Origin of the sequence: Parabacteroides merdae ATCC 43184, assembly GCF_025151215.1 — a bacterium.
Lineage (GTDB): Bacteria > Bacteroidota > Bacteroidia > Bacteroidales > Tannerellaceae > Parabacteroides > Parabacteroides merdae.
Window position 1 is genome coordinate 3636922 of the sequence record NZ_CP102286.1, and the last position, 20204, is coordinate 3657125.

The 20204-nt window shown below is 48.5% G+C and carries 15 protein-coding genes; 5 read left to right on the plus strand and 10 right to left on the minus strand.

What is annotated here, in order from left to right; all coding sequences use genetic code 11:
• Positions 1-17: 17 nt before the first annotated feature.
• Positions 18-254 carry an acyl carrier protein gene (locus NQ542_RS14870; protein ID WP_005639879.1) on the minus strand — a complete coding sequence of 79 codons (237 nt, stop codon included), beginning with the start codon at positions 252-254 and terminating at the stop codon, positions 18-20.
• Between the two features lie 154 nt (positions 255-408).
• Here NQ542_RS14870 and purN point away from each other — a divergent pair, with 154 nt between their 5' ends.
• On the plus strand, positions 409-981 hold the full coding sequence (purN, locus tag NQ542_RS14875; protein ID WP_005639881.1) for a phosphoribosylglycinamide formyltransferase: 573 nt from the start codon (positions 409-411) through the stop codon (positions 979-981).
• A 9-nt stretch (positions 982-990) separates the two neighbouring features.
• On the opposite strand, the gene NQ542_RS14880 is transcribed toward purN, so the two are convergent.
• A complete protein-coding gene (locus tag NQ542_RS14880; protein WP_005639882.1) occupies positions 991-3660 on the minus strand; it encodes a TonB-dependent receptor in 2670 nt (889 codons plus the stop codon).
• Between the two features lie 11 nt (positions 3661-3671).
• Positions 3672-4862, minus strand: a complete 1191-nt coding sequence (locus NQ542_RS14885; protein ID WP_005649849.1) for a DUF4925 domain-containing protein — start codon at positions 4860-4862, stop codon at positions 3672-3674.
• A gap of 156 nt (positions 4863-5018) precedes the next feature.
• Between NQ542_RS14885 and NQ542_RS14890 the strand changes: the two genes are divergently transcribed.
• Positions 5019-5870 carry a helix-turn-helix domain-containing protein gene (locus NQ542_RS14890; protein WP_005649851.1) on the plus strand — a complete coding sequence of 284 codons (852 nt, stop codon included), beginning with the start codon at positions 5019-5021 and terminating at the stop codon, positions 5868-5870.
• A gap of 10 nt (positions 5871-5880) precedes the next feature.
• Here the strand turns inward: NQ542_RS14890 and NQ542_RS14895 are convergent, their stop codons facing one another.
• The 7 genes from NQ542_RS14895 to NQ542_RS14925 form a co-directional block, all read right to left on the minus strand.
• The gene (locus NQ542_RS14895) at positions 5881-7080 is read right to left on the minus strand and encodes an MFS transporter (RefSeq protein ID WP_005639887.1); all 1200 of its coding nucleotides are present in this window, start codon (positions 7078-7080) and stop codon (positions 5881-5883) included.
• A gap of 18 nt (positions 7081-7098) precedes the next feature.
• Positions 7099-8211 carry a 4-phosphoerythronate dehydrogenase PdxB gene (gene pdxB, locus NQ542_RS14900; protein ID WP_005639889.1) on the minus strand — a complete coding sequence of 371 codons (1113 nt, stop codon included), beginning with the start codon at positions 8209-8211 and terminating at the stop codon, positions 7099-7101.
• 35 nt (positions 8212-8246) lie between these two features.
• On the minus strand, positions 8247-9101 hold the full coding sequence (locus NQ542_RS14905) for an exodeoxyribonuclease X C-terminal domain-containing protein (RefSeq protein ID WP_005639891.1): 855 nt from the start codon (positions 9099-9101) through the stop codon (positions 8247-8249).
• An 859-nt stretch (positions 9102-9960) separates the two neighbouring features.
• The gene (locus NQ542_RS14910; protein ID WP_005639894.1) at positions 9961-12453 is read right to left on the minus strand and encodes a carboxypeptidase regulatory-like domain-containing protein; all 2493 of its coding nucleotides are present in this window, start codon (positions 12451-12453) and stop codon (positions 9961-9963) included.
• Positions 12454-12471: 18 nt separating this feature from the next.
• Positions 12472-13329: a GLPGLI family protein gene (locus NQ542_RS14915; protein ID WP_005639896.1), complete on the minus strand. Its 858-nt coding sequence runs from the start codon at positions 13327-13329 to the stop codon at positions 12472-12474.
• Between the two features lie 95 nt (positions 13330-13424).
• Positions 13425-13745 carry a HepT-like ribonuclease domain-containing protein gene (locus tag NQ542_RS14920; protein WP_005639898.1) on the minus strand — a complete coding sequence of 107 codons (321 nt, stop codon included), beginning with the start codon at positions 13743-13745 and terminating at the stop codon, positions 13425-13427.
• A gap of 60 nt (positions 13746-13805) precedes the next feature.
• Positions 13806-14036 (minus strand): nucleotidyltransferase family protein, encoded by a 231-nt coding sequence (locus NQ542_RS14925; RefSeq protein WP_005639901.1) that lies wholly within the window; start codon positions 14034-14036, stop codon positions 13806-13808.
• A 147-nt stretch (positions 14037-14183) separates the two neighbouring features.
• Here NQ542_RS14925 and NQ542_RS14930 point away from each other — a divergent pair, with 147 nt between their 5' ends.
• The 3 genes from NQ542_RS14930 to NQ542_RS14940 all read left to right on the plus strand — a co-directional run bounded on the left by NQ542_RS14930 (position 14184) and on the right by NQ542_RS14940 (position 20189).
• On the plus strand, positions 14184-17810 hold the full coding sequence (locus NQ542_RS14930; protein WP_005639902.1) for a glycosyl hydrolase 2 galactose-binding domain-containing protein: 3627 nt from the start codon (positions 14184-14186) through the stop codon (positions 17808-17810).
• A gap of 264 nt (positions 17811-18074) precedes the next feature.
• A complete protein-coding gene (locus tag NQ542_RS14935) occupies positions 18075-19499 on the plus strand; it encodes a sensor histidine kinase (protein WP_005639906.1) in 1425 nt (474 codons plus the stop codon).
• A gap of 6 nt (positions 19500-19505) precedes the next feature.
• Complete coding sequence (locus tag NQ542_RS14940; protein ID WP_005639908.1) at positions 19506-20189, plus strand: response regulator transcription factor; 684 nt, start codon at positions 19506-19508, stop codon at positions 20187-20189.
• Positions 20190-20204 lie beyond the last annotated feature (15 nt).

The following is a 20204-nucleotide window of genomic DNA, read 5'->3' on the forward strand; positions in this document are numbered from 1 at the left end:
TTAATTAAAAGGATTGATTACTTCGCGTTAGCTTCGATGTAAGCAATGGCGTCGCCTACAGTTGTAATCTTTTCTGCTTGATCATCAGGAATAGAAATACCGAATTCCTTTTCGAATTCCATAATCAGTTCTACAGTGTCAAGAGAGTCTGCTCCTAAATCGTTAGTAAAGCTTGCTTCGTTTGTAACTTCTGTTTCTTCAACACTTAATTTATCAACGATGATAGCTTTTACTCTTTCAGCAACTTCAGACATAACTTTTTCAATTTAGATTAATAAATACGAATATACTTTTTAAATTTGCAGTGCAAAGAAAAGAATTTTTTATGTTACAAAACAAATTTAATGAGCTAAAAATGCGGAAAACTGCACATTTTTTCTTTTCTTGTGCACAAAAAAAGGAGAAAACATGAAAAACGTAGCAATTTTTGCTTCCGGGTCGGGTACGAACGCGGAGAATATCGTCCGATATTTCTCTAAAAGTGAAACTATTAAGGTGGCAGTTGTTTTGTCTAACAACCGGAACGTTGGTGTGCATGCCCGGGTGAATAAGTTGGGTGTTCCTTCTTTTGTCTTTTCGAGGGAGGAATTTGCAGATGGGGCGCCTGTCTTGGCAAAGCTTGCGGAATATGATACGGATCTGATTGTCCTTGCCGGCTTCATGAATAAGATCTCCGATCCCTTGTTGAATGCCTATCCGGGTAAGATTATCAATATTCATCCTGCACTTCTGCCTAAATACGGAGGCAAAGGCATGTACGGGATACACGTGCACAAGGCGGTCATTGCCGCCGGCGAACGGGAGACCGGTATTACGATCCATTACATAGACGAACATTACGACGAAGGAACGGTTATCTTTCAGGCAAAATGCCCCGTCCTGCCGTCCGATACGCCGGAAGAGGTTGCCGCGAAGGTACACGCACTCGAATACGCTCATTATCCTAAGGTTATAGAAGATTTGCTTGCAGCCCGTATTTGAGGGATTGTATCAGAAGTTCGCGCTCAGCTGCATGACATAGGTACGGGGTGCGGAAACGAGCATCGGACGTGTGCTGTATTCTTTGTTGAACAAGTTATTCACCATGAACTGGAAAGACAGTCCTTTCATGATCTTCACGCCAGCACGCAGGTCGACCACACAGTAGGGCGTGTTGTTTTTCGCCCAATAGGAATGAAGTGTTTGTCCGTTTACGTTGCCGAAGAGGATGTCGCGCACGTAGTCCATGATCTCCGGCTGTTCCTTCGCCCGTTCGTCCACCATCAGGTAGTCGACGGCCAGCGTTTTGCTTTTCCACACGATATTGGTCCCTAGTGTCAGTCGTTTCCATTGGAAGTCAAGGATGGCTTTCACTGTGTGTTTTTGGCGGTACTTCAGGTATTTGGATGTATTGGACTTCTCTTTCATCTGCATCGGATCATCGTAGGTCGCCTCTTCTTCGTTCTTTTTCTTATAATCGGCGTCCTCAGGTTCGATGAATACATATCCTAAGTTGTAGCTTAGCGTGGTATTGGGATTGAACGTGTAGACACCGTTCGTACTGACTTCCGCCCCGTAGATACGTGCTTTCGACACGTTATAGAACTGGGCGCCGAATCCCGGCATCTGGCCTTGGGTGATCATGCTCAAGAGGTCGCGCACACCGTTGATATACTGAAAAGTCGTATTGTTGAAGATTCCGAAGCGAAATTCGATCATGTCGGTATATTGGGTATAAAATCCCGCCAAGTCGAAGAATCCCGTCAGGTTTCCGAACTTATATCCCTGTTTGAAGCCCAGTTCGGCATTTACACCTTTTTCGGCATTCACCTCTTTGTTCGGGTACACGCCGACACCGCCGATGTCCTTACGGGCATATTTCTCGGTCAGAGAGGGATAGCGGTAGCCTTGCCCGAAGCTGGCGCGGATAAAGCTGTAGTCGGCAAGTTGGTAGTTCAGTCCGGCGCGGAAGATCGGTTTGACCGGAATCTTGGTTCCGAACAGTTTGGTATCCGCTTCCCGCAGGTAACCGTCCACCCGGTAGTATTCGGCACGCATGCCGGCCGATACGCTCAGGCGGTCGAAGAAACGCTGGTCGTACTGGACGAACAGGGCGGCATTGTCGCTGTCGTGCGTCCCGGTGGTTTTCGAAACGCTTTTCATGTGTTCGTAGGTTGCCCCGGCGGTGATCTGACTTCCGCTGTCCCATTTCTTATTGAACTGGTAGTCTACATAGTAGGTGTAGTTTTTGTCCGTCCCTTTGGGAACATTCTCCTTGTTGTTGTTCATCACCCAGGAGATCAGGTCGCAGTAATCGGCTGTCGTGGCAGTCGGGAATACCCCGTTCAGGATGTTTACGGCCCCGTCCACGATCCCGTTCAGGTCGCCTTGCAGTATCGGCTGGATCAGCGGGAAGAACGGGCTGTAGTCTCCGTTCTTGATGTTGTCGATATAGGCGTTGACTGTGACTGCATCGCTTCCCATATTGCCTAAGATGTCGTCGAGCGACTTATGGCTGGAGCTTCCGTCGATGATGTTGTCTCCCCGGTAATAGAAACGGGTCTTGATCTTATGCGAGGTATTGTTGGTCGGATTGGTAAAATTGAAGAACGGGTCGATATAGAAGGTGTTCCCCTTGCGACCCATGTTGGCGATGGATGACGGCTGGTAGACTTCTACCGGAGAACGCCAGATGAAGAAGTCGGCATATTTGTCGGCCAGATAATTGAAATTGAACCCGTAGTTCAGCAGTTTGCCCTCTTTCATCGGATGGTGGTATGTCATATTGCCTCCGAGTCGCAGACGCCGGTTGTATCCTTGATCGCGGTATCCGTCATCGGAAAACAGGTTGAGTCCGCCCGATACATCGAAGTTTCCGATCCGTCGTGCGTGCGAGACGTCTGCCCCTTCATATTCGTCATGAACCGGATGGTCGTATACTCCGACATAGGCGCGGGCACTTGTGGTCGGCGTGAGTCCCGGCCGTTTCGTGCGGATGTTGATCACCCCGTTCAAGGCCGATGAGCCGTAGAGCACAGAGGAAGCACCCTTCATCACCTCTACCTGTTCGATATTTTCGAGCGGGACGATGTTCCAGTTGATCACTCCGTTGCCCGAACTTAGAGCGCTCATACCGTCTACCAACACAAGGCTGCGTGAACCGACCCCGTATGTCCATCCGTTCCCACCCCGTATGGAGGGTTGCTTGTCGTTGATATCCACACCCGGCATTGTGTTCAGTGTCGAACTCAGGTCGGTAGGGGCCTGCTTGGCGATATCGCCTGCTTTCAGCAGGTCCATCGAAACGGTGACATCGCTTAGTTTCTGTTCGAAGCGTCCGGCACTGACCACTACGTCTCCCAATAGGTTCGTTTTGATGTTCATATAGACATCTTTTGTTTTGGTATCCCCCTTGCGGAGTATCAGCGGGAGTTGTTCGTTCTCGTACCCGATGTAACTGAACAGGAGGTCGATCCCACCGTCCGGCAACGCGATTTCATAGGCTCCGTCGGCATCCGATATGGTTCCGTTCGTATCCCCGTTTATTTTCTTGTAGGTGATGTTGACGCCCGGTAGCGGTTCATGGGTTTCCGCATCATAAACGTGCCCTTTCACCATTTGTCCGAATGCGGTCCCGGTGAAAAGTGACAGGGCGAAAATCAAGATATATAGCTTTCTCATATAAAATGCTTTTAATTGATGTTTTTGTCTTTGTACAAATAGATACCGATCTCAATGGGGATTGTGCTCAGCTCTTGGCTCAACTGGTCCAAGATCGTACCGAACGTCTTTCCTTTCAGGAGTATGGCTGCGATACTTACGAACTGGGGCGGGATCAGGTTGCCGATCAGATCCATGACAGGTGCGTTAAGCGTCTTTTCCGGAATAAAGACTTTCACGATCTCCAGCAAGGCGAACAATTCCTGTATTTCCGATTTGTCGAGGAGCAGGATGAGATCACCTTTTGCCGGGTCTTCGCTTTCGCGAATTGTCATTTTAATACCGGTTGTAGACCAAGTATTGATCTTCTGGTAGGCTGCCAGCAGCGCATTTTCCATAGAGCTATCCCCAGAGTTGGCTTTCGTCTGTCTGTTTATCATCACTTGGCGGATGATCATGTCGATCTGCGGGATTACATATAAGGATGTATTGTCGTTCACATAATAAGTCGCCAGGTTGGGAGGTGAAGCGTTCCAGTCGTTTGCCGGATGTTTGACGTAGTTGCCTATCAGACTTCCTATTCGGACCGAGTCGGGCAGGGGAGCATAGCGGGCGATGATGTTTCCGTCCGCCTGGAAGGTCAGACCGTCGAGCAGGGAACTGATCAGGTTGCTGACCAGTTTGCCGCCCACCAGGTTATACAGCATTCCGATCATCGTCTGCATGCTGCCATTGTCTACATTGTAATAAGAGGCATTTTCGTGGGCGACATACCAGGTACCGTTCATTGTCAGCCGGTTCTCTGGAATCGTGATGTCCGACAGTTCCAGTATCAATTTTCCGGTCTGTATACTACCCAGATAATGAAATGCCGTACCGGTTGAGGTTGTCACGCCTCCACTGAAAGAATAGCTGCCGGAACCTGCTGTCAGAGAGATGCCGGGGATAGCCGTTTCTGTATCGTGCGGTAGTACATATTTAAGAATGAGGAGTGCGGTTTTCCCGTCATCCGTCTTAAATTCCACATCTTTTCCGATAAATGTATTCCCGTTATAGCTCAAAATAAGGGAATCCCCGTTTGCAGGGGCACTTAGTTTGTTAGAATAGGTCCCGCTTAGTTCCGCCGGGGAAAGGCCATCATAATCATCCTCGTCATTGCAGGATATCAAGAGAATAGCCAGCATCATGGCGCAAAGTAAACTGCATATTGATTTTCTGTCCATATGTTTCGCTTTTAGTCATATTATAGGATGATACAAAGAACAGGCTTAAGTTTGAAACAAACAATCTCCATGTTTGGGAATAAATATTCTATTTTTAAGATTGTTAGGTGAACTAAGCATATTTTGCTACTTTTGAAACAACAAAACGATGTTTTTATGAAGATTGACGTTGACTTGCCTAAATTCGATATTCCGAAAGATTTTATCGTAGGCGATGGTATTATGGGTGACATCCTGAACATGTACGGGCTTTTTCCCTGCAAGATAAAAGCGGGCGTGTTTGCTTTTTGCACGCGGGGGACGATCCGTGTGACGATAAATCTGGATGAACATACGGCGCGGGCGAACGATTTCATCACTTTGCTGCCCAATACCTTTATCCAGATTCATGAAGTGTCGGAAGATGCGGAAGTCTGTTTCGTCGCTTTTTCTTCCCGTTTTCTGGAAAGCATCAATTTTATCCGGACGATCTCCAACTTGATTGTTACGATCATCGAGAATCCGGTAGTCCCTTTGTCCGGTAATGCCGCCGCTATCTATAAAGATTTTTTCTCCTTGCTGGTACGGGCTGACAACGCTCCGGACTCTATCCTCTTTACCGACAGTTTGAAACCGGTCCTTGACCTGCTGATCCAAGGGGTGGTCAATATGTACAGGAGGTTCAATACCTGGAAAGAACCGGTCCTGAGCCGTGATAAGGAGATCGCTCGCGAGTTCGTGCAGCTTGTCTGGCAATATTATACGAAAGAGCGGAGTGCCTCTTTCTATGCAGGAAAGTTGCGGATCACCTTGCCTCATTTCTGCTACGTGATCAAAAAGACGACCGGGATGACAGCCCTCGATATTATTGCCAACGTCGTGATAATGGATGCCAAAGCCCAACTGAAATCAACGAATCTCCCGATAAAGGAAATCTCTATCGGACTGGGCTACAGCAACGTCGCTTTCTTCGACAAGTATTTCCGTCGCTACGTGGGGATATCACCGCTGGAGTATCGCAACAGCTAAGCCAACCATCTTATCTCAATTTGTTCCGGTTGAAATGAGGACCTGCTTTCAATAAAAAGAACAGTGTCGAAAAAATTGTCAGGCACGCCCCGAACAGGTAAGCGTAGTTGAATCCCCCGAAAGCCTGTGCGATGCTTCCGCCTATCATCAGCCCGATCCCGATCCCCACATCCCAACTGGTGAGATAGGTGGAAGTCGCTGTCCCCCTCTGGCTGTTGGGAGCGAGGTTCACGAACAGTGTGTTGAAAGCCGGGAACATCGTACCGAATGCGACTCCTTGTGAAAGGGCGATCCCGATATACAGATAAGAAGTGAAAGCCGAATTCCACTGCATCAGCCTTTCCAGAGCTGCCAGCCCGAAGAAGCTGGCGGCGGCAAGATACATCCCCAACGAGATGACCAGCGTGATTCTCCCTTTGTCGACCTGCCGCCCGGAGAACATGCGCGAGACGGCCAGACCGATCGCCATAAAGGTGAAATATAATCCCGAATTGACGGAAATCCCGATCTCATCGGCATACATGGCCACATATGTGGTTGTCATGCCGTAGGGTATGGAGAGCAGCAGTAAGGAGATGCCAGCCCAAGTGCCTTTCACCAAAAAGAAACGGTCCAGCGAGATCGGTTCTTTCTTTATCGGCTGTTTCCGCGGTGTCTTTACCAAATAGGCCATGATGAAGCCGAGGAGGCAGGAAAGGAGAGAGCAGGCGAAAATCGTTTCGTAGGAGAAGCTGGTGTGCATGAACAGCCCTGTCATCGGTCCGAAACTCATGGCCGTATTGTTTGCCAGCCCGTAATAACCGATCCCCTCGCCACGGCGGGAGGAGGGCAGGATGTCGATCACGATCGTATTGCCCGACACCGTCACCATGCCGAAGGCGAAGCCGTGCAGGATACGGAGCACGATGAAGATGCTCAGCAGGCTGGCGATCATATATCCGGCGAAGATGACCATGAAGACGGAGTAGGCTAAAAGGTACAACGGCCGTCTGGCGAATGTGTCCAGCAGGTATCCGGAGAACGGACGAATACAGAGGGCAGCAATAGTATAGCACGAAAGGATAAAACCGATCATCGATTTATCCGCATCGAACTGGTCCTGCAAGTAAAACGGCAGGATCGGCAATATCAGATAAAATGCGAAGAACAGCAAAAAGTTGGCTGCTAAGATATAGCAGAAGCTGGGTGATATAAGTTTGTCTTTTGCCATTGTTTCATTTTGTTTGTGTTATTGTTGGATTCCGAACCCCAATCTTCGGAGCTGTCCGGTTTCTTCCGGGGTCGCATGGACGATTGTGTATGCACCGTATTCTCTTGGGTGATGATAGTTTGTCCGGAACCACTCGAATCTGTCGGGATTTTCCCGTAGCGCCCGGTCTATGGCAAGCGGGTTAAAACTGGTGAGGATCGCTTGTTCGATCCGGTTTCTGTCAAACCGATTCAAGTCGATAACCGGAGTTTCGGGAGCTGGCGGAATCACTTCGCTGATCTTCTCGATCTTCACTTGGAAGAATTTTTCGATGTTTTTCAGACACATACGCGTACCATTGGCTTTCCCGTCTGCCGAGAAACCGGCAATATGCGGGGTGGCTATCGTGGCCAGTTCCAATAATTCCCGGTTTATATCCGGTTCGTTTTCCCAACAGTCCAAGATCAGTTCACTGATCTTACCCTCTTTCCGGGCATGCAATAGGGCATCCGTATCATGGACGGCTCCTCTGGATGCGTTGACGAACCAAGGTTTCCGTTGGAGCTTGCGGAAGAAGTCTTCTCCTGCCAGGTGGCGGGTGGCAAAACGGCCTTCTTTTGTCAGCGGCGTGTGGAAGGTGACGATGTCGGCTTGCTCTGCGATCGTCTCCAGTGAGACGAAACCGTCTTTCCCCTCCTTCTCCGCACGTGGCGGGTCGTTGCGGAGCACGTTCATCCCGTAGGCCGAGCATAACTTCTCCACCTCTTTTCCGACATGACCGACACCGACGATCCCGATCGTCTTCCCCTGTAGGGGTTCACCCTTGCGAAGCGCGATCGTGACCAATCCGGAAAGCACATATTGGGCGACCGAGACGGCATTGCATCCCGGTGAGTTCTTCCAGGTGATACCTGCCTTATCACAATACCGGGTGTCGATATGGTCGAAACCTATTGTAGCGCTGGTAATCAGTTTCACCCGGCTTCCTTCGAGCAGTTCGCGGGTACATTTATCGATACTCCGTACGATCAGTATGTCTGCATCTTGTACGTTTTCTGGTGTAAACTCTTTAGAAGTGAGATACTTTACCTCTGCGATCGGTTCTGCGATTCCTTTCAGAAAAGGAACGGTATTGTCGGCGACTATTTTCATCTTGCTGTCCTTTTTCGAGAAGACAAAGGTAGGGATTATTTTCCAATCTTGACATAATTCAACCGCGTGTACTGTATGCCATAACTTTCAACCGTCGCGGCGATACATGCCGAAGAGATGTGTAGCACTTCACCCGGCCGGTAGGCATGTTCCAGGGAGGGCAACTGTCCGGATGCATGGCTGGGATTGCCGGATGCAAAGGTCAGGTTGACCAGGTTGCCGCTCGCATCGATGGCCGTCAGGCGCTGGCGTACGAAGAAGACCGGAGTCGTCCCGATGACGCAGGTCCTGTATGGGTCGTCTTCTACCCGTACTTTGGTTATTTTCAGGGTGAGATTGGACAGCTTGTCCCCTTTCTTTCCTAAGAAACGGCTGGTGGGACGTGGCTGGTATTTCTTTTTTAGCATCTTGTCCAGGTAGACGCAGTTGTAGGCTTGTGCCATTTTGACGAAACGTTCTTGCTTGGGGATGATAGGGGTATATTTAAAGGCGATCCAGTTCACGTAGCCCGGATCTATCCGCAAGATTTCATACAGGAAGTGTCCGCGGTATTTGCCGAAAGCGATCAGGTCATCTCCGTGTGTCGACATCCTCTTTTCATTGTAGTCCGTGACCAGGATCTGTCGGTTGGCATACCACAATTCGGAAGTGACGATGCGCAGCGACTGGATAATGTCCGGTTTCAAATCTTCGATAAACAAGATGCACCGCCTGTCAAGTAGAGGCGTGTAGAACCACAGGCTGTAGTCCGGATGTCCTTCCCTCGGTAAAACCACAAGGTAACATCCCGCCTCCTTATAAGAGGCTTTCCCTTGGTTGTAAACATTCAACTTCTCATAAAGGAGTTCCTGTTCCGCCTCTGTGATATTGGGTAATCTGGGGTTTGCCATATTGTTACCTCCTTTTTATGTTTTGACACATTGCCCGTTTTGCGTTTACCGTGCACTATGGACAGATTCAACTGTTTTAGCACTGTCTTTGTTCCAAAATCATGTGCTGAAGTCAATCTTTATTCATGCCGTTCATGCTGACAATATGAGTTGTGAACGAAGATCGAGAAAAATATTGATAATATCCATGTATTTCTAACTTTAATTGTTCATTTTCTTAGATTCAAACCACCTATTTGGTTTCACCGCCTTTTGAAATATTTTGATTATCAAATTGTATGGGTGGGTGAAGGTGAACATCGGGACTACCTTCAACTTAAAAATTTGCTTTCACCCTTGTTTTGTCCCGATCTCGGTTGACTATGTTCCCCTCCCGTCTCTTATCCAAAGCGATTTATTTAAGTGCAAAATAAAGCGATTATGGGAGTGCATAATATGCATATATTATAGATATTAAAACTCATCTTATATTCTTTTTTATTATCGACCAGGGTCGAAAGCCTTTTTGCCCATTGTCGAAAACCTTTTTGCCCAAGGTCGAAAAGGCTTTCGACAATGGGCAAAAGCTCTATGGTTTTATAGCTTGGCGATAGAAACATGGCAGTTGTCGGTTTATAACACTCTTTCCGTACTCAGCTTATTTTTTTGATGAAGGCAACTGTGACCGGTGAAGGCACTTTTACTCTTTGCATTTACCCTTTAATGGTCTTGTAATTAAATTATTATGCACGTAGGTGAAGATGAATCCTTCTATCGTCCGGTAAACATCTCGGATAACGATTGGCGGGATATCGTCTATTTCCAGCAGGCGGATGGCGTTATGCTGGTAGAGGGAACCGCTTTGGCAGTTATAAAATATTCAGAACTTGTACCGCACCGAGGCCATAAATTCCCGCGGACGGATATTGATCCAGGAAGTATAGCTTTCGGTGACGGAATACTGCGTGTAGCTATACTGTTTCTTGTTGAACAGGTTGGTCGCTTCGGCTGTGAACTGCCAGCTTCCCATTTTCCAACGTAGGAAGAGGCCGGCGAAGAAAGCGTTGACAGACTTGTCCCGGCTGACATCGTTGTGGTAGTGGTCTGCCGAAAGATTGATCTCTACAGGGAAAAGCTCGTAGGAGAGCTGGAACTTCTGGACGACGTTCAGGAGCGGATCGAGGCGTGTGCCGGTTCCGATCTTCGACCGTCCGAGGTAGATGGTCGCTTGATAGCTGGCAGAGAAGCTGCGCAGGGGCGACCAGATCAGCTTCGGTTCATATTGCATGAAATCGTACCGGTAAGGCAACCGTTCGCCGGCGCTCAGTTGTTCCGCGTTGTTGCGTCCTAAGAGGTAAGAGAGCGACGTCTTCAGTCCCCAGTCGTAGAAGCCTTTGGAAAGGGTTCCTTTCACCGTCCAGCCGGAAGAATAGTTGGACAGGCGGTGGGAGACAAGCGAGACTTGCCCGTCGCGGACCTGCTGTTCGAAGATACGGTCGGACCATCCCCGGTTATGGTTGAGCGACAGGGTGGAAAAGAACTCGCGCACCGTGCTCTTGTACTCTCCGTACAACGAATAGCTCTGGTTGCGGTAGACGGGCAGGATACCGTTGTTCATCCGATAGTTGCGGTAGTCTGTGCGGTATGCAGCCGGGTAGAGGTCGGTGATGCTTCCGTAACTTTCCTTGTAGTTGGCATGGAAAGAAAAACGCCAGGCATAGTTGAACTTATAGTTGATGTACAGGAACGGATTGGCAGCCAACCGGGAAAAGCCGGCTGCTGGAAAGGTGGTCCATACGAACGGAAGATGGAAGGTCAGATTCCATTTGTGCAGGTTCCATTGGTAGTTCGGTTTGAAATACAGACTCGTTCCGTTCCGGATCGAATTGATATCGCCTGTTATACCGGCTGTATATTGCCGGGTCAGGTTCCTTTTCTTGCGCAGGAAAGCGAATGAATGGTCCAGATAGAACTGTTGCAAGTGTAACGTCTGTTCGTTCCCGTCTATCAGGATGTGGGCAGGCTGGTTGTGATAGCGGAGCAGTGAACGGAGTTCGAGCGTGTATTTGTCCCGTGGCCAGATGTTTTGCAGGTAATTGCGTATGCCCATGTCCGGTGTCCGGATGTGCTGGTTGACCGATGAGGCACCGGAGATACGGGACGTGCTTCTTTCCCAGTTGCCGGAAAGGTTGAAGTCGTTTGTCAGGTAATGGCTGTCGGCGTTGTTTTCCAGGCTTGCCGCCACTTCCGCCCGGTCGGTACGGATGTGCGTGTCGTTTTGTTCCTTTAGGGTAACCGTATCTCCTGCCTGGTAATAATGGGTGATACTTCCCCTTTCTTGTTGTATGAGATCGTGCAAGTAGTTGATGTTGAAGCGTAACTGTGTCGCTTCGTTTAGCTTGTATATCCGGTTGCCGGAAAAGGAATGTACGTTGTTAAAGAGCAGCCGTTCCTTTTTCAGTGGAGCGGAGAAGGAGGGCTGGGAAAGGAATGACGGGATCGAAGGGCCTATTCTTCTTTTGGCTCCTGTTTGTGTAAGTACGTTCTGTTCGTCTGTTACATTGTTTCCCCGGTTGTTCCCTTTATAAATATAGGCGGACTGGCTTTTACGGCTGATCTGGATGGCATTGCCCATGCCTTCCCACAAAAGGGGGGGAATGCCCATGCTTCCTTCCAACGTCCCCATCCAGCGGTCTCGGAAATTGTCTTTCAGTTTGAGGTTGATAGCGATATCTTCGGTTGTCAGCTTCTTTTGCAGGGCACGGATGGGTTGATGGTTTTCCAGTATTTGCACGCTCTTGACAGCACCCGCCTGCAAGTTATTGGTTAGTTGGTTGTACCGCCCGTCTGTCAGGTCCATGCCTTCCACATAGAACTTGCTGATGTTTTTCCCGTTGTACGAGATTTTCCCGTCGTCGTCTACATCCACTCCCGGCAGTTTTTTCAGTACGTCTTTGATCGCTTCGTCTTTCGGACTGATGAATTGTGACACGTCGTAATTGATCGTGTCGTGTTGCCCGTAGACGCGCCCCGGACGTATCTCGACCTCTTTCAGAGTGAAGATTTCCGGTTCGAGGCGGATGAGAAGTCTTGTCCCGGCTGTGATCTTTTGCCGGATCGCTTTATATCCCAACAGTGAGACGTGGACAAACAGTGAGTCGTCTGCTTGGTGGAGCGGGAGGATGAAGGTGCCGTCGGCCTTTGTCAAGGTGTAGGTCAGCGGGAGCTGCCGTCCGGTTTTACGTATCTGCACGGTTGCGGCATCTACCGGCTGGCCGTTTCCGGCATCGGTCACGGTCCCTTTGATGACTTGCTGGGCAGACAGGTTGTAGGCGGTGATCAGGAGAATGGATATATATAGGAGGCTCTTCATTGTTTGTTCTTGTTTTTGTTACTCTTTTTCTATCGGATTGTAAGGCGTGTTCTTCGGGTGCATCGGTTGTCCGTCTTCTCCTTTGACGATGATCTGCATACCGGGGGAGGTTTCCTTCAGATAGCCGATCGGGTCGGCGGCGAAACGTTCGTGTATCCGGAGGAGATCTTTGCGGGAGATCGGTTCGTATTCGCTTCCGATAAACAGGATGGCTTCTTCTTTGCCGGCTTTCTCGATACCGGTGCAGACGAAGGTGTAGTGCTGCCGGCTGTCGGAGGCTTTCAGGATCAGTCCGGGCAGTCCTTGCAGTTTCCAAGGACCTTCGCTGCGCGGAATTTCCGGAGTGTACCAAGCTTCGTAGTTCCGCCCCCGGAATCGGCAGGTCGCTCTGTAGCAGGTGTAGGCGAGGAAAGTTGCTGTGTCGGGATGCAGTTCCCAGACAGGAATCTCTGTTTTTTCTTCCGAACGGAAGTTACTGGCGGCGATAGGTTCGAGTTGTGTCAGTTTGCCTTCGGGATAGTTTTTGAATATCTGGTAGTTCACTTGGCTGGTGCCTTGTTTCATATGTTCCTGGATGATTTCCTGCGAAGCTCCGGTCGCTTTGTCCATTTCGATAAGCGAGTCCATACGGAAACGGGCATAGCTGTAGAACAGGGAACTTTTGGAACCTACCTTCAGCATCATAGTCTCATCGATGTGTTTGTCTTCATGGGCTGTGTCGCCGACAAAGGAGAGGTCGTACTGGGCGGTGAACAATACCTTGTCGATGGGTTTCGCCTTGAGCACTTCGCTCATGTTGTACACGCGGATATTGAATTGGGCCTGTACAGCCCCGCATGCCAGTAAAAGAACTGCGGATAATAGGATTCGTTTCATAACTTTAATCGTCTTAGAGTGTTTGTCTGCTGCAAATGTAGCGGACGGCAAACCTCCGGGGCGAGTAAAGTTATTACTGAAATATTACGGTGGGGTTATTCCTGGCTATCCAAATCCTTTTCTATATCTTTTATAATAAGTAAGACGGTGCTTTTTAGGGGTGGGAGATGTTTCTTAATTGTAATGAATATCTTTTCCTCATCAACAGCAGAGTATTCGTGCGAAATGATATTACGCTGTCCTATCACCTTAACCCAAGGTACTTGGGGATATTTAGGTAGTAACTGTTTATTTGTTTTATCGTCTATTTTCTTGACGTATTCACCGATTGTCTGTAAGCGCATGACACAGGAATCAAATATGGTCATTCTCCAAGGTGTGGAAAGGAAGTCGTCCGGTGTTTGTATTTTATACATCGGTCGAGAATTACATCAATAGCCTCGGCTATAAGATACAATCTGTCTGTAATTTCATCTTTATGCATAAATACCCTCCTTTAGTATCTTATCCAGTAACAGAGGCCTTAAACTTTTACGCAAGCGAATCAGGTCGATCGGGCAGCCACACCGTTTTTCCAAATCACTTTTCTCTGTTTGTTCTCCACGAACAACTGATCCGAAGATGCCGATTTTGAGGATACCGTATTTATCGGCAAATTTGGATTTGAATTGTTTTAGCAAAGTAATATAATATCTGTAATCTTTCATGAAGAATCCTGTATATGGGATCAAAGATACATAAAAAACGGTGATTCCTATGTAAATAGTAGTTTTTTCCGTAAGTTTGTGCAAACTTCTTTCAAGTAAGGGGTTAAGTGATCAAAAAACACAAAATAATAAAGCAAACTTTCATAAATGAAGACTTTGGATAAACAGAAAAAGAACGTCCTTACCCTTTGTGGGGCGGCGATGGCATCGTTGCTTCTTTGGGGATGTGGCGGAACAAACCCTACGGCCGAATCTTTCGAACGGTCTGATTATTATACGCGTGGTATCGGACAGTATCCGGGTGACCCGAAGGAGGATTTCTCGCCTTCTCTGGCTCCGGATCCTTCCACTTACCGTAACATTGCCCGGTTGCGATCGGCTTTTGCCTCTTCCAGTCATGACTATAACCTGGTGGCGCAGTTGGCGACAGACGGCATCGTGACGGACGAGCAGCCGCAGTATCTGAACTTGTCTACGCCCGATGGAGACGTTCCGAGACGCGAACGCGAATGGATGATCGACGAAGGGCCGTATTCACGGAATACTTTTCCCGGCGAAGATACCTATTTCCGGTTTACGCTGGCAAACTATAGCAAAGCGGCCGGCAAACTGTCGCTGGTAGGAACGGTCGTGTATGACGATAAAGTGTCGAAAGGCGGCTACGAGATCATCTGCCAGGGTTCCAATGACGGAAAGAACTGGACGGAAATCGGCAAACTGAGCGGTAGCGGTCTGCCCGGTCAGGCAGTCTCCGGACGGGTGGTGGTGACCGACCCGAACAAACAGACGGGCGAAACAACCATGCCGGTCCGCAAACTGAATGAAACGATTACTTTCAATTCCGAAAACGCCTACTCCGATTACCGCGTGCTGCTGAAGATGGCAGGCGCACACGATTGGGTGTTTACGGAAGCTAATTTCATGGATAAGGACGGTGGTTTAGTGGAAATGAAACCGTCCCAGTTCTTCAACAGTGCCTGGATGAGTGCTACTGGGGGTGAAGAATGGTTGTATGTGGATCTCGGCAGCATGTCGGAGTTCGATAAGGTCGTGTTGCACTGGATCAACAAAGCCGTCAAAGGAAAAGTGCAGGTGTCGGATGATGCCAAGCTGTGGAAAGACGCAGCCGAACTGCCGGGCGGTGACGGCCTGATAGATGAAATCGCATTGAACGGCAAACAGAATGCCCGCTATGTGCGTGTCCTGATGCAACAGCCGGCGAACGATAGCCGTTATATCCTGAGCGAAGTGGAAGTAATGGGTAAAGGCGGATTAGTGGCTCAGCCTGTGGCTCCTCCTCCTGCTTCGAAGGGAAAGATCATCTTGTCCGGCGGCAACTGGGAGCTGCAACGTGCTTCTGAAGTGACTGCTTCGGGTGAAGAAATATCTACTCTGGGCTACAAGCCAGAGAACTGGATCGTGGCGACAGTGCCGGGAACGGTATTGAGCAGTTATAAGAACATCGGGGCAATCGCCGATCCGAACTATGCGGACAACCAGTTGCAGGTGTCCGAATCGTTCTTCTGGTCGAACTTCTGGTATCGTGACGAGTTCGAAGTGCCGGAAGGATTCAAGCAGGACCGCCTGTTCCTGAACTTCGACGGGATCAACTGGAAAGCGAATGTCTTTCTGAACGGAAAGAAACTGGGCCGTATCGAAGGCGCCTTTATGCGAGGCAAGTTCGATGTGACGGATCTGGTTGTTCCGGGTAAGAACGTGGTGGCTGTAGAGATCATCCGGAATAACCATATCGGGGCGATCAAGGAAAAGAACAAGCAGAGCACGGACTTCAACGGCGGAATCTTAGGGGCTGATAACCCGACCTTCCACGCGACGATCGGTTGGGACTGGATTCCGACGGTTCGCGGCCGCAATATCGGTATCTGGAACGATGTCTTCCTGACCTCAACCGGAAAGGTGACGGTTGCCGATCCGCTTGTTACGTCTGTCCTGCCGTTGCCCGATACGACTTCCGCTACGTTGACAGCCGAGGTGATCGTGAAGAACCACGATGCCAATACGGTAAACGGTACGTTGGAAGGCAAGGTAGGAGATATCACATTCCAGCAACCTGTTTCCCTGGCGGCGGGAGAAGAGAAGACAGTCGTTTTCGATGTCAAGGACTTCCCGCAACTGAAGATGGAAAACCCGCGCTTGTGGTGGCCTAAAGGTTACGGCGCGCCGAACCTCTACGATGCCAACTTCACCTTCAAAGTGGATGATAAGGTTTCGGATGCGAAAGACTTCAAAGTCGGTATCCGCCAGATGACATTCAATGAGGACAATCATATTCTGAGCCTCTTTATCAATGGCCGTCGCTTTATCGGCCGGGGCGGTAACTGGGGCTTCGGTGAATCGAATTTGAACTATCGCGGTCGCGAATATGATATTGCCGTGGCTTACCATGCCGATATGAACTTTACGATGATGCGTAACTGGGTCGGCATGATCGGCGACGAGGAGCTTTATGAGGCTTGCGACCGCCACGGTATCATGATCTGGCAGGACTTCTGGCTGGCTAACCCGGCCGACGGACCCGATCCGTATTATCCGGAAATGTTTATCGCCAATGCGGAAGATTATGTGAAACGGATTCGCAGCCATGCGTCTATCGGCCTTTACTGCGGACGTAACGAAGGTTTTCCGCCCGAACAGATCGACAAGGCGTTGCGCCGTATCATCAAGGAAGACCATCCGGATATCCATTATATTTCCAGCTCGGCCGATGATGTGGTGAGCGGCCACGGCCCGTACCGTATGCTTCCGGCAAAAGAATATTTCACGCTGAAGACCGGCAACGATAAGTTCCATAGCGAACGAGGCATGCCGAACGTCATGACCTACGAAAGCATGCTCCGCACCTTCTCGCCGGAAGGAATCTGGCCGCAGGATAACGAATGGGGGATGCATGACTATACCCGCGAAGGGGCACAGGGCTGCACCTCTTTCAACGAGATCATCGCGAAAGGATATGGCGAACCGCAGAGTGCGAAAGAGTTTGCCTGCCTGGCACAGTGGGTGAACTACGACGGCCACCGCAGCCTGTTCGAGTCCAGAAGCCAGAACCGCAAAGGTCTGCTGATGTGGATGAGCCATTCCTGTTGGCCTTCAATGGTATGGCAGACGTATGATTATTATTTCGAGCCGACTGCCGCCTATTTTGCTATCAAGAAGGCTTCCGAGCCGCTGCATATCCAGTGGAATCCGGCAACGGACGAGGTAGAAGTGGTCAACTACAGCGCTGGCACGCATAAAGGTCTGACGGCAAAAGTACAGGTTCTGAATATGGATGCATCCGTAGCCTGGGAAAAAGAAGCGACTGTCGATAGCAATGAAGATACGACCGATAAGTGCATCAAGTTGGAATTCCCGGAGAACTTGTCGAAGGTCCATTTCATCAAGATGACGCTGACCGAAGATGGCAAAGTCGTTTCCGACAACTTCTATCACAGAAGTTTGGAAGAAAACAACTACCAGGATTTGTGCCAGTTGGCAAAGGTTGCTTTGCAGTCCGCAACAACCGTGGATAAAAATGCAGACGGAACCTGGAGTGCCGTGTCTGTTATCGAGAACAAGACGTCTACACCGGCTTTGATGATCCGCCTCAATGTTGTAGGTGGTAAAGACGACCAGCAGATTCTACCGGTATTTTATTCCGACAACTATTTCTCTTTGCTTCCGGGTGAAAAGAAGGAAGTACGTATGAGCTGGAGAGATGAAGATACCAGAGGTAATGAAGGCAAGGTCTTAATTACCGGATATAACGTGGAATAATATTATAGGTCGGCGACGGAAGGCGTGCAAAGTACCTTTATTACGATCCTTTAGGCACAGATTTACACGGATAAATTTATTTTCTTTCCGTGTATCTGTGCCTAAATTATGCCTATTAGTAAGCAGAATTTTGTTTCGACACACCTCCTGTCATATTTTTTTCTTGATTATTACTAAAATATTACGCAGCCTGAAAAAGATCTATTTTTGTATAGGACTTATCGGGAAGCTCTTTACCTTTGCCGGAAAGAGTATCGGAAGTAGATGGGAAAGCGGATCAAACTGATTTATATATTATCGTTATTCTCAGCTTTAATGGCGATAAGCGTGCAGGCCTATTGGCTCTATAATCAGTATCGTTATGAAGTGGAGCGATATGCTGATGAAATTGCCGCCGATGTATTGCGTGTCGGAGATGAAGAGTTTGCCGAGCGCCGGAAAATGGCGATAGGTGATGATACTTCTTATATAATAGATCGTAGTTCGCGTACTCAATCCGGAACTTCCACTATCAGGAATGTGCAGACACAACTTTGTTTTGATTTTAAAACGGATGTCTTGGTCGATTCGATAATTGGCGGTCAACTGAATATGACAAAACTAAACCTCTCGTTTGATGCGACCTTACCGGAAGACAGCATTATTCATGGTGTGGAACGAAATGTCGTTAATTACTATATTCCTTTCCAGGTTGAACGTTTAGATAGTCTGCTTCGGGCGCGCTTGTCGCAATACGATTTCCAGATCGCTTTTTTGCCGGAAGGAGATACATTGAGCCGTTTCAATTCTTGGAAAATTTTACCGGAACATCTGTTCCCGCCTTGCTTGGGAGTTAAATACCGGTATGCTCCGTTGGAGCGGAAAGGGGTGATGATAGAAGTCGGTTTCCCGATAAACCCTCTTCTGAAGCGGATGGTGGGACAACTGATTTTGAGTCTGTTTCTGATCCTGTTGCTGCTTTCCTGCTTGGGTTTGCAAATTAATACGATACTTAAACAGTATAAGCTTGGCGAAATGCGTGAAAGTTTTGTTCATACGATGATTCATGAATTGAGACGTCCGGTACAGACTTTGAAAATGTGTGTCTCTTTCTTGAATGATAAAGAGATGCGCACGGATGAGGCTGCCTGCGACGGTATTGTCCAGGACGCCTTGTTTGAGCTGGACAATCTTTCCGCTTATCTGGAGAAACTGAAAAATATGGTGAGTGCCGACGGTAGTGCGACACTGCTGCATCCCATTCTGTTCAATTTGCAAGAGTTGGTTGAAAAGGTGATCCGTTTAGTTCATATTCCATCTGGAAAACAGGTTGCTTTTTCTACTGCTTTTCCACCTGATCTCCCATTGGTTACAGCTGATCCTGTGCATATTGCCAATATTCTGAGTAACCTGATAGAGAATGCGATTAAATATTCCGGCTCTGGAGTCAATATCCGCGTAGTCGTTATCCGGAATGACAAGCTGATAGAACTGACCGTAACTGATGATGGCGTTGGTATTTCTGCCGACGAACAGACGAAAGTCTTCGAGAAATTCTATCGCTCCGTCCATTTACCGGATAAGCAAATTCCTGGATTGGGACTGGGATTGAGTTATGTACGTCAGATAGCCGAAGCCCATCATGGGCAGGTCTCGCTTCGTAGTGAAGTGGGAAAGGGCACGGAAGTAACAGTAGGATTACCGATATAAAACGATATGGCGACACCATTAAAAATACTTTTTGCAGATGATGATCTGAAATATTCACTTCTTCTCAAACGTTTTCTTGAAAAAGAAGGGTATGATGTGGCTTATACCGGAAACGGGATGATGGTTCTCGAACAATTTCCGGTTGTTAAGCCTGATCTTGTCCTTTTGGATATCAATATGCCGGGTTTGAATGGTTTTGAGGTCGCAGAAAAGATACGGGAAAACGATCGCCATGTCCTGATCTTTTTCCTTTCCGACCGTTCGGACAAAAACGACCGCCTGAAAGGCTTCAGCCTCAAAGGAAATGACTATCTTGCCAAGCCTTTCTATCCGGAAGAGCTGCTGGCGCGGATCAAAGAGCGGTTTGAAGTGAATCCCGATGTGAAAGTCGAAGAAGAAATCTATCATTTCGCTAATACCGTGTTTGACTATTCCACAAATGAAATCCGTACAGGCAACAGCAAGACGTTGGTCACTTCCCGTCAGGCAGAAATTCTTCGTATCCTCGCCCGTAATCCAAATGTTGCGATCGACCGTGAAATCATCCTATCTGCTGTATGGGGAAATGTCTCTTATGCCAACTCCCTGGCTTTGAATGTGCAGGTCACTTATCTTCGCAAAGCCTTGCGTAACGACCCTTTGACCAGTATCGTTTCCCTTACAAAAAAAGGCTATATGCTGAAAGGATAAAAAAACTTGCTATCT

What these genes read in the sequence shown, in the direction of transcription:
- NQ542_RS14870 (WP_005639879.1), bottom strand. Translation starts at nt 254, where the DNA reads ATGTCTGAAGTTGCTGAAAGAGTAAAAGCTATCATCGTTGATAAATTA.
- purN (WP_005639881.1), top strand. Translation starts at nt 409, where the DNA reads ATGAAAAACGTAGCAATTTTTGCTTCCGGGTCGGGTACGAACGCGGAG.
- NQ542_RS14880 (WP_005639882.1), bottom strand. Translation starts at nt 3,660, where the DNA reads ATGAGAAAGCTATATATCTTGATTTTCGCCCTGTCACTTTTCACCGGG.
- NQ542_RS14885 (WP_005649849.1), bottom strand. Translation starts at nt 4,862, where the DNA reads ATGGACAGAAAATCAATATGCAGTTTACTTTGCGCCATGATGCTGGCT.
- NQ542_RS14890 (WP_005649851.1), top strand. Translation starts at nt 5,019, where the DNA reads ATGAAGATTGACGTTGACTTGCCTAAATTCGATATTCCGAAAGATTTT.
- NQ542_RS14895 (WP_005639887.1), bottom strand. Translation starts at nt 7,080, where the DNA reads ATGGCAAAAGACAAACTTATATCACCCAGCTTCTGCTATATCTTAGCA.
- pdxB (WP_005639889.1), bottom strand. Translation starts at nt 8,211, where the DNA reads ATGAAAATAGTCGCCGACAATACCGTTCCTTTTCTGAAAGGAATCGCA.
- NQ542_RS14905 (WP_005639891.1), bottom strand. Translation starts at nt 9,101, where the DNA reads ATGGCAAACCCCAGATTACCCAATATCACAGAGGCGGAACAGGAACTC.
- NQ542_RS14910 (WP_005639894.1), bottom strand. Translation starts at nt 12,453, where the DNA reads ATGAAGAGCCTCCTATATATATCCATTCTCCTGATCACCGCCTACAAC.
- NQ542_RS14915 (WP_005639896.1), bottom strand. Translation starts at nt 13,329, where the DNA reads ATGAAACGAATCCTATTATCCGCAGTTCTTTTACTGGCATGCGGGGCT.
- NQ542_RS14920 (WP_005639898.1), bottom strand. Translation starts at nt 13,745, where the DNA reads ATGTATAAAATACAAACACCGGACGACTTCCTTTCCACACCTTGGAGA.
- NQ542_RS14925 (WP_005639901.1), bottom strand. Translation starts at nt 14,036, where the DNA reads ATGAAAGATTACAGATATTATATTACTTTGCTAAAACAATTCAAATCC.
- NQ542_RS14930 (WP_005639902.1), top strand. Translation starts at nt 14,184, where the DNA reads ATGAAGACTTTGGATAAACAGAAAAAGAACGTCCTTACCCTTTGTGGG.
- NQ542_RS14935 (WP_005639906.1), top strand. Translation starts at nt 18,075, where the DNA reads ATGGGAAAGCGGATCAAACTGATTTATATATTATCGTTATTCTCAGCT.
- NQ542_RS14940 (WP_005639908.1), top strand. Translation starts at nt 19,506, where the DNA reads ATGGCGACACCATTAAAAATACTTTTTGCAGATGATGATCTGAAATAT.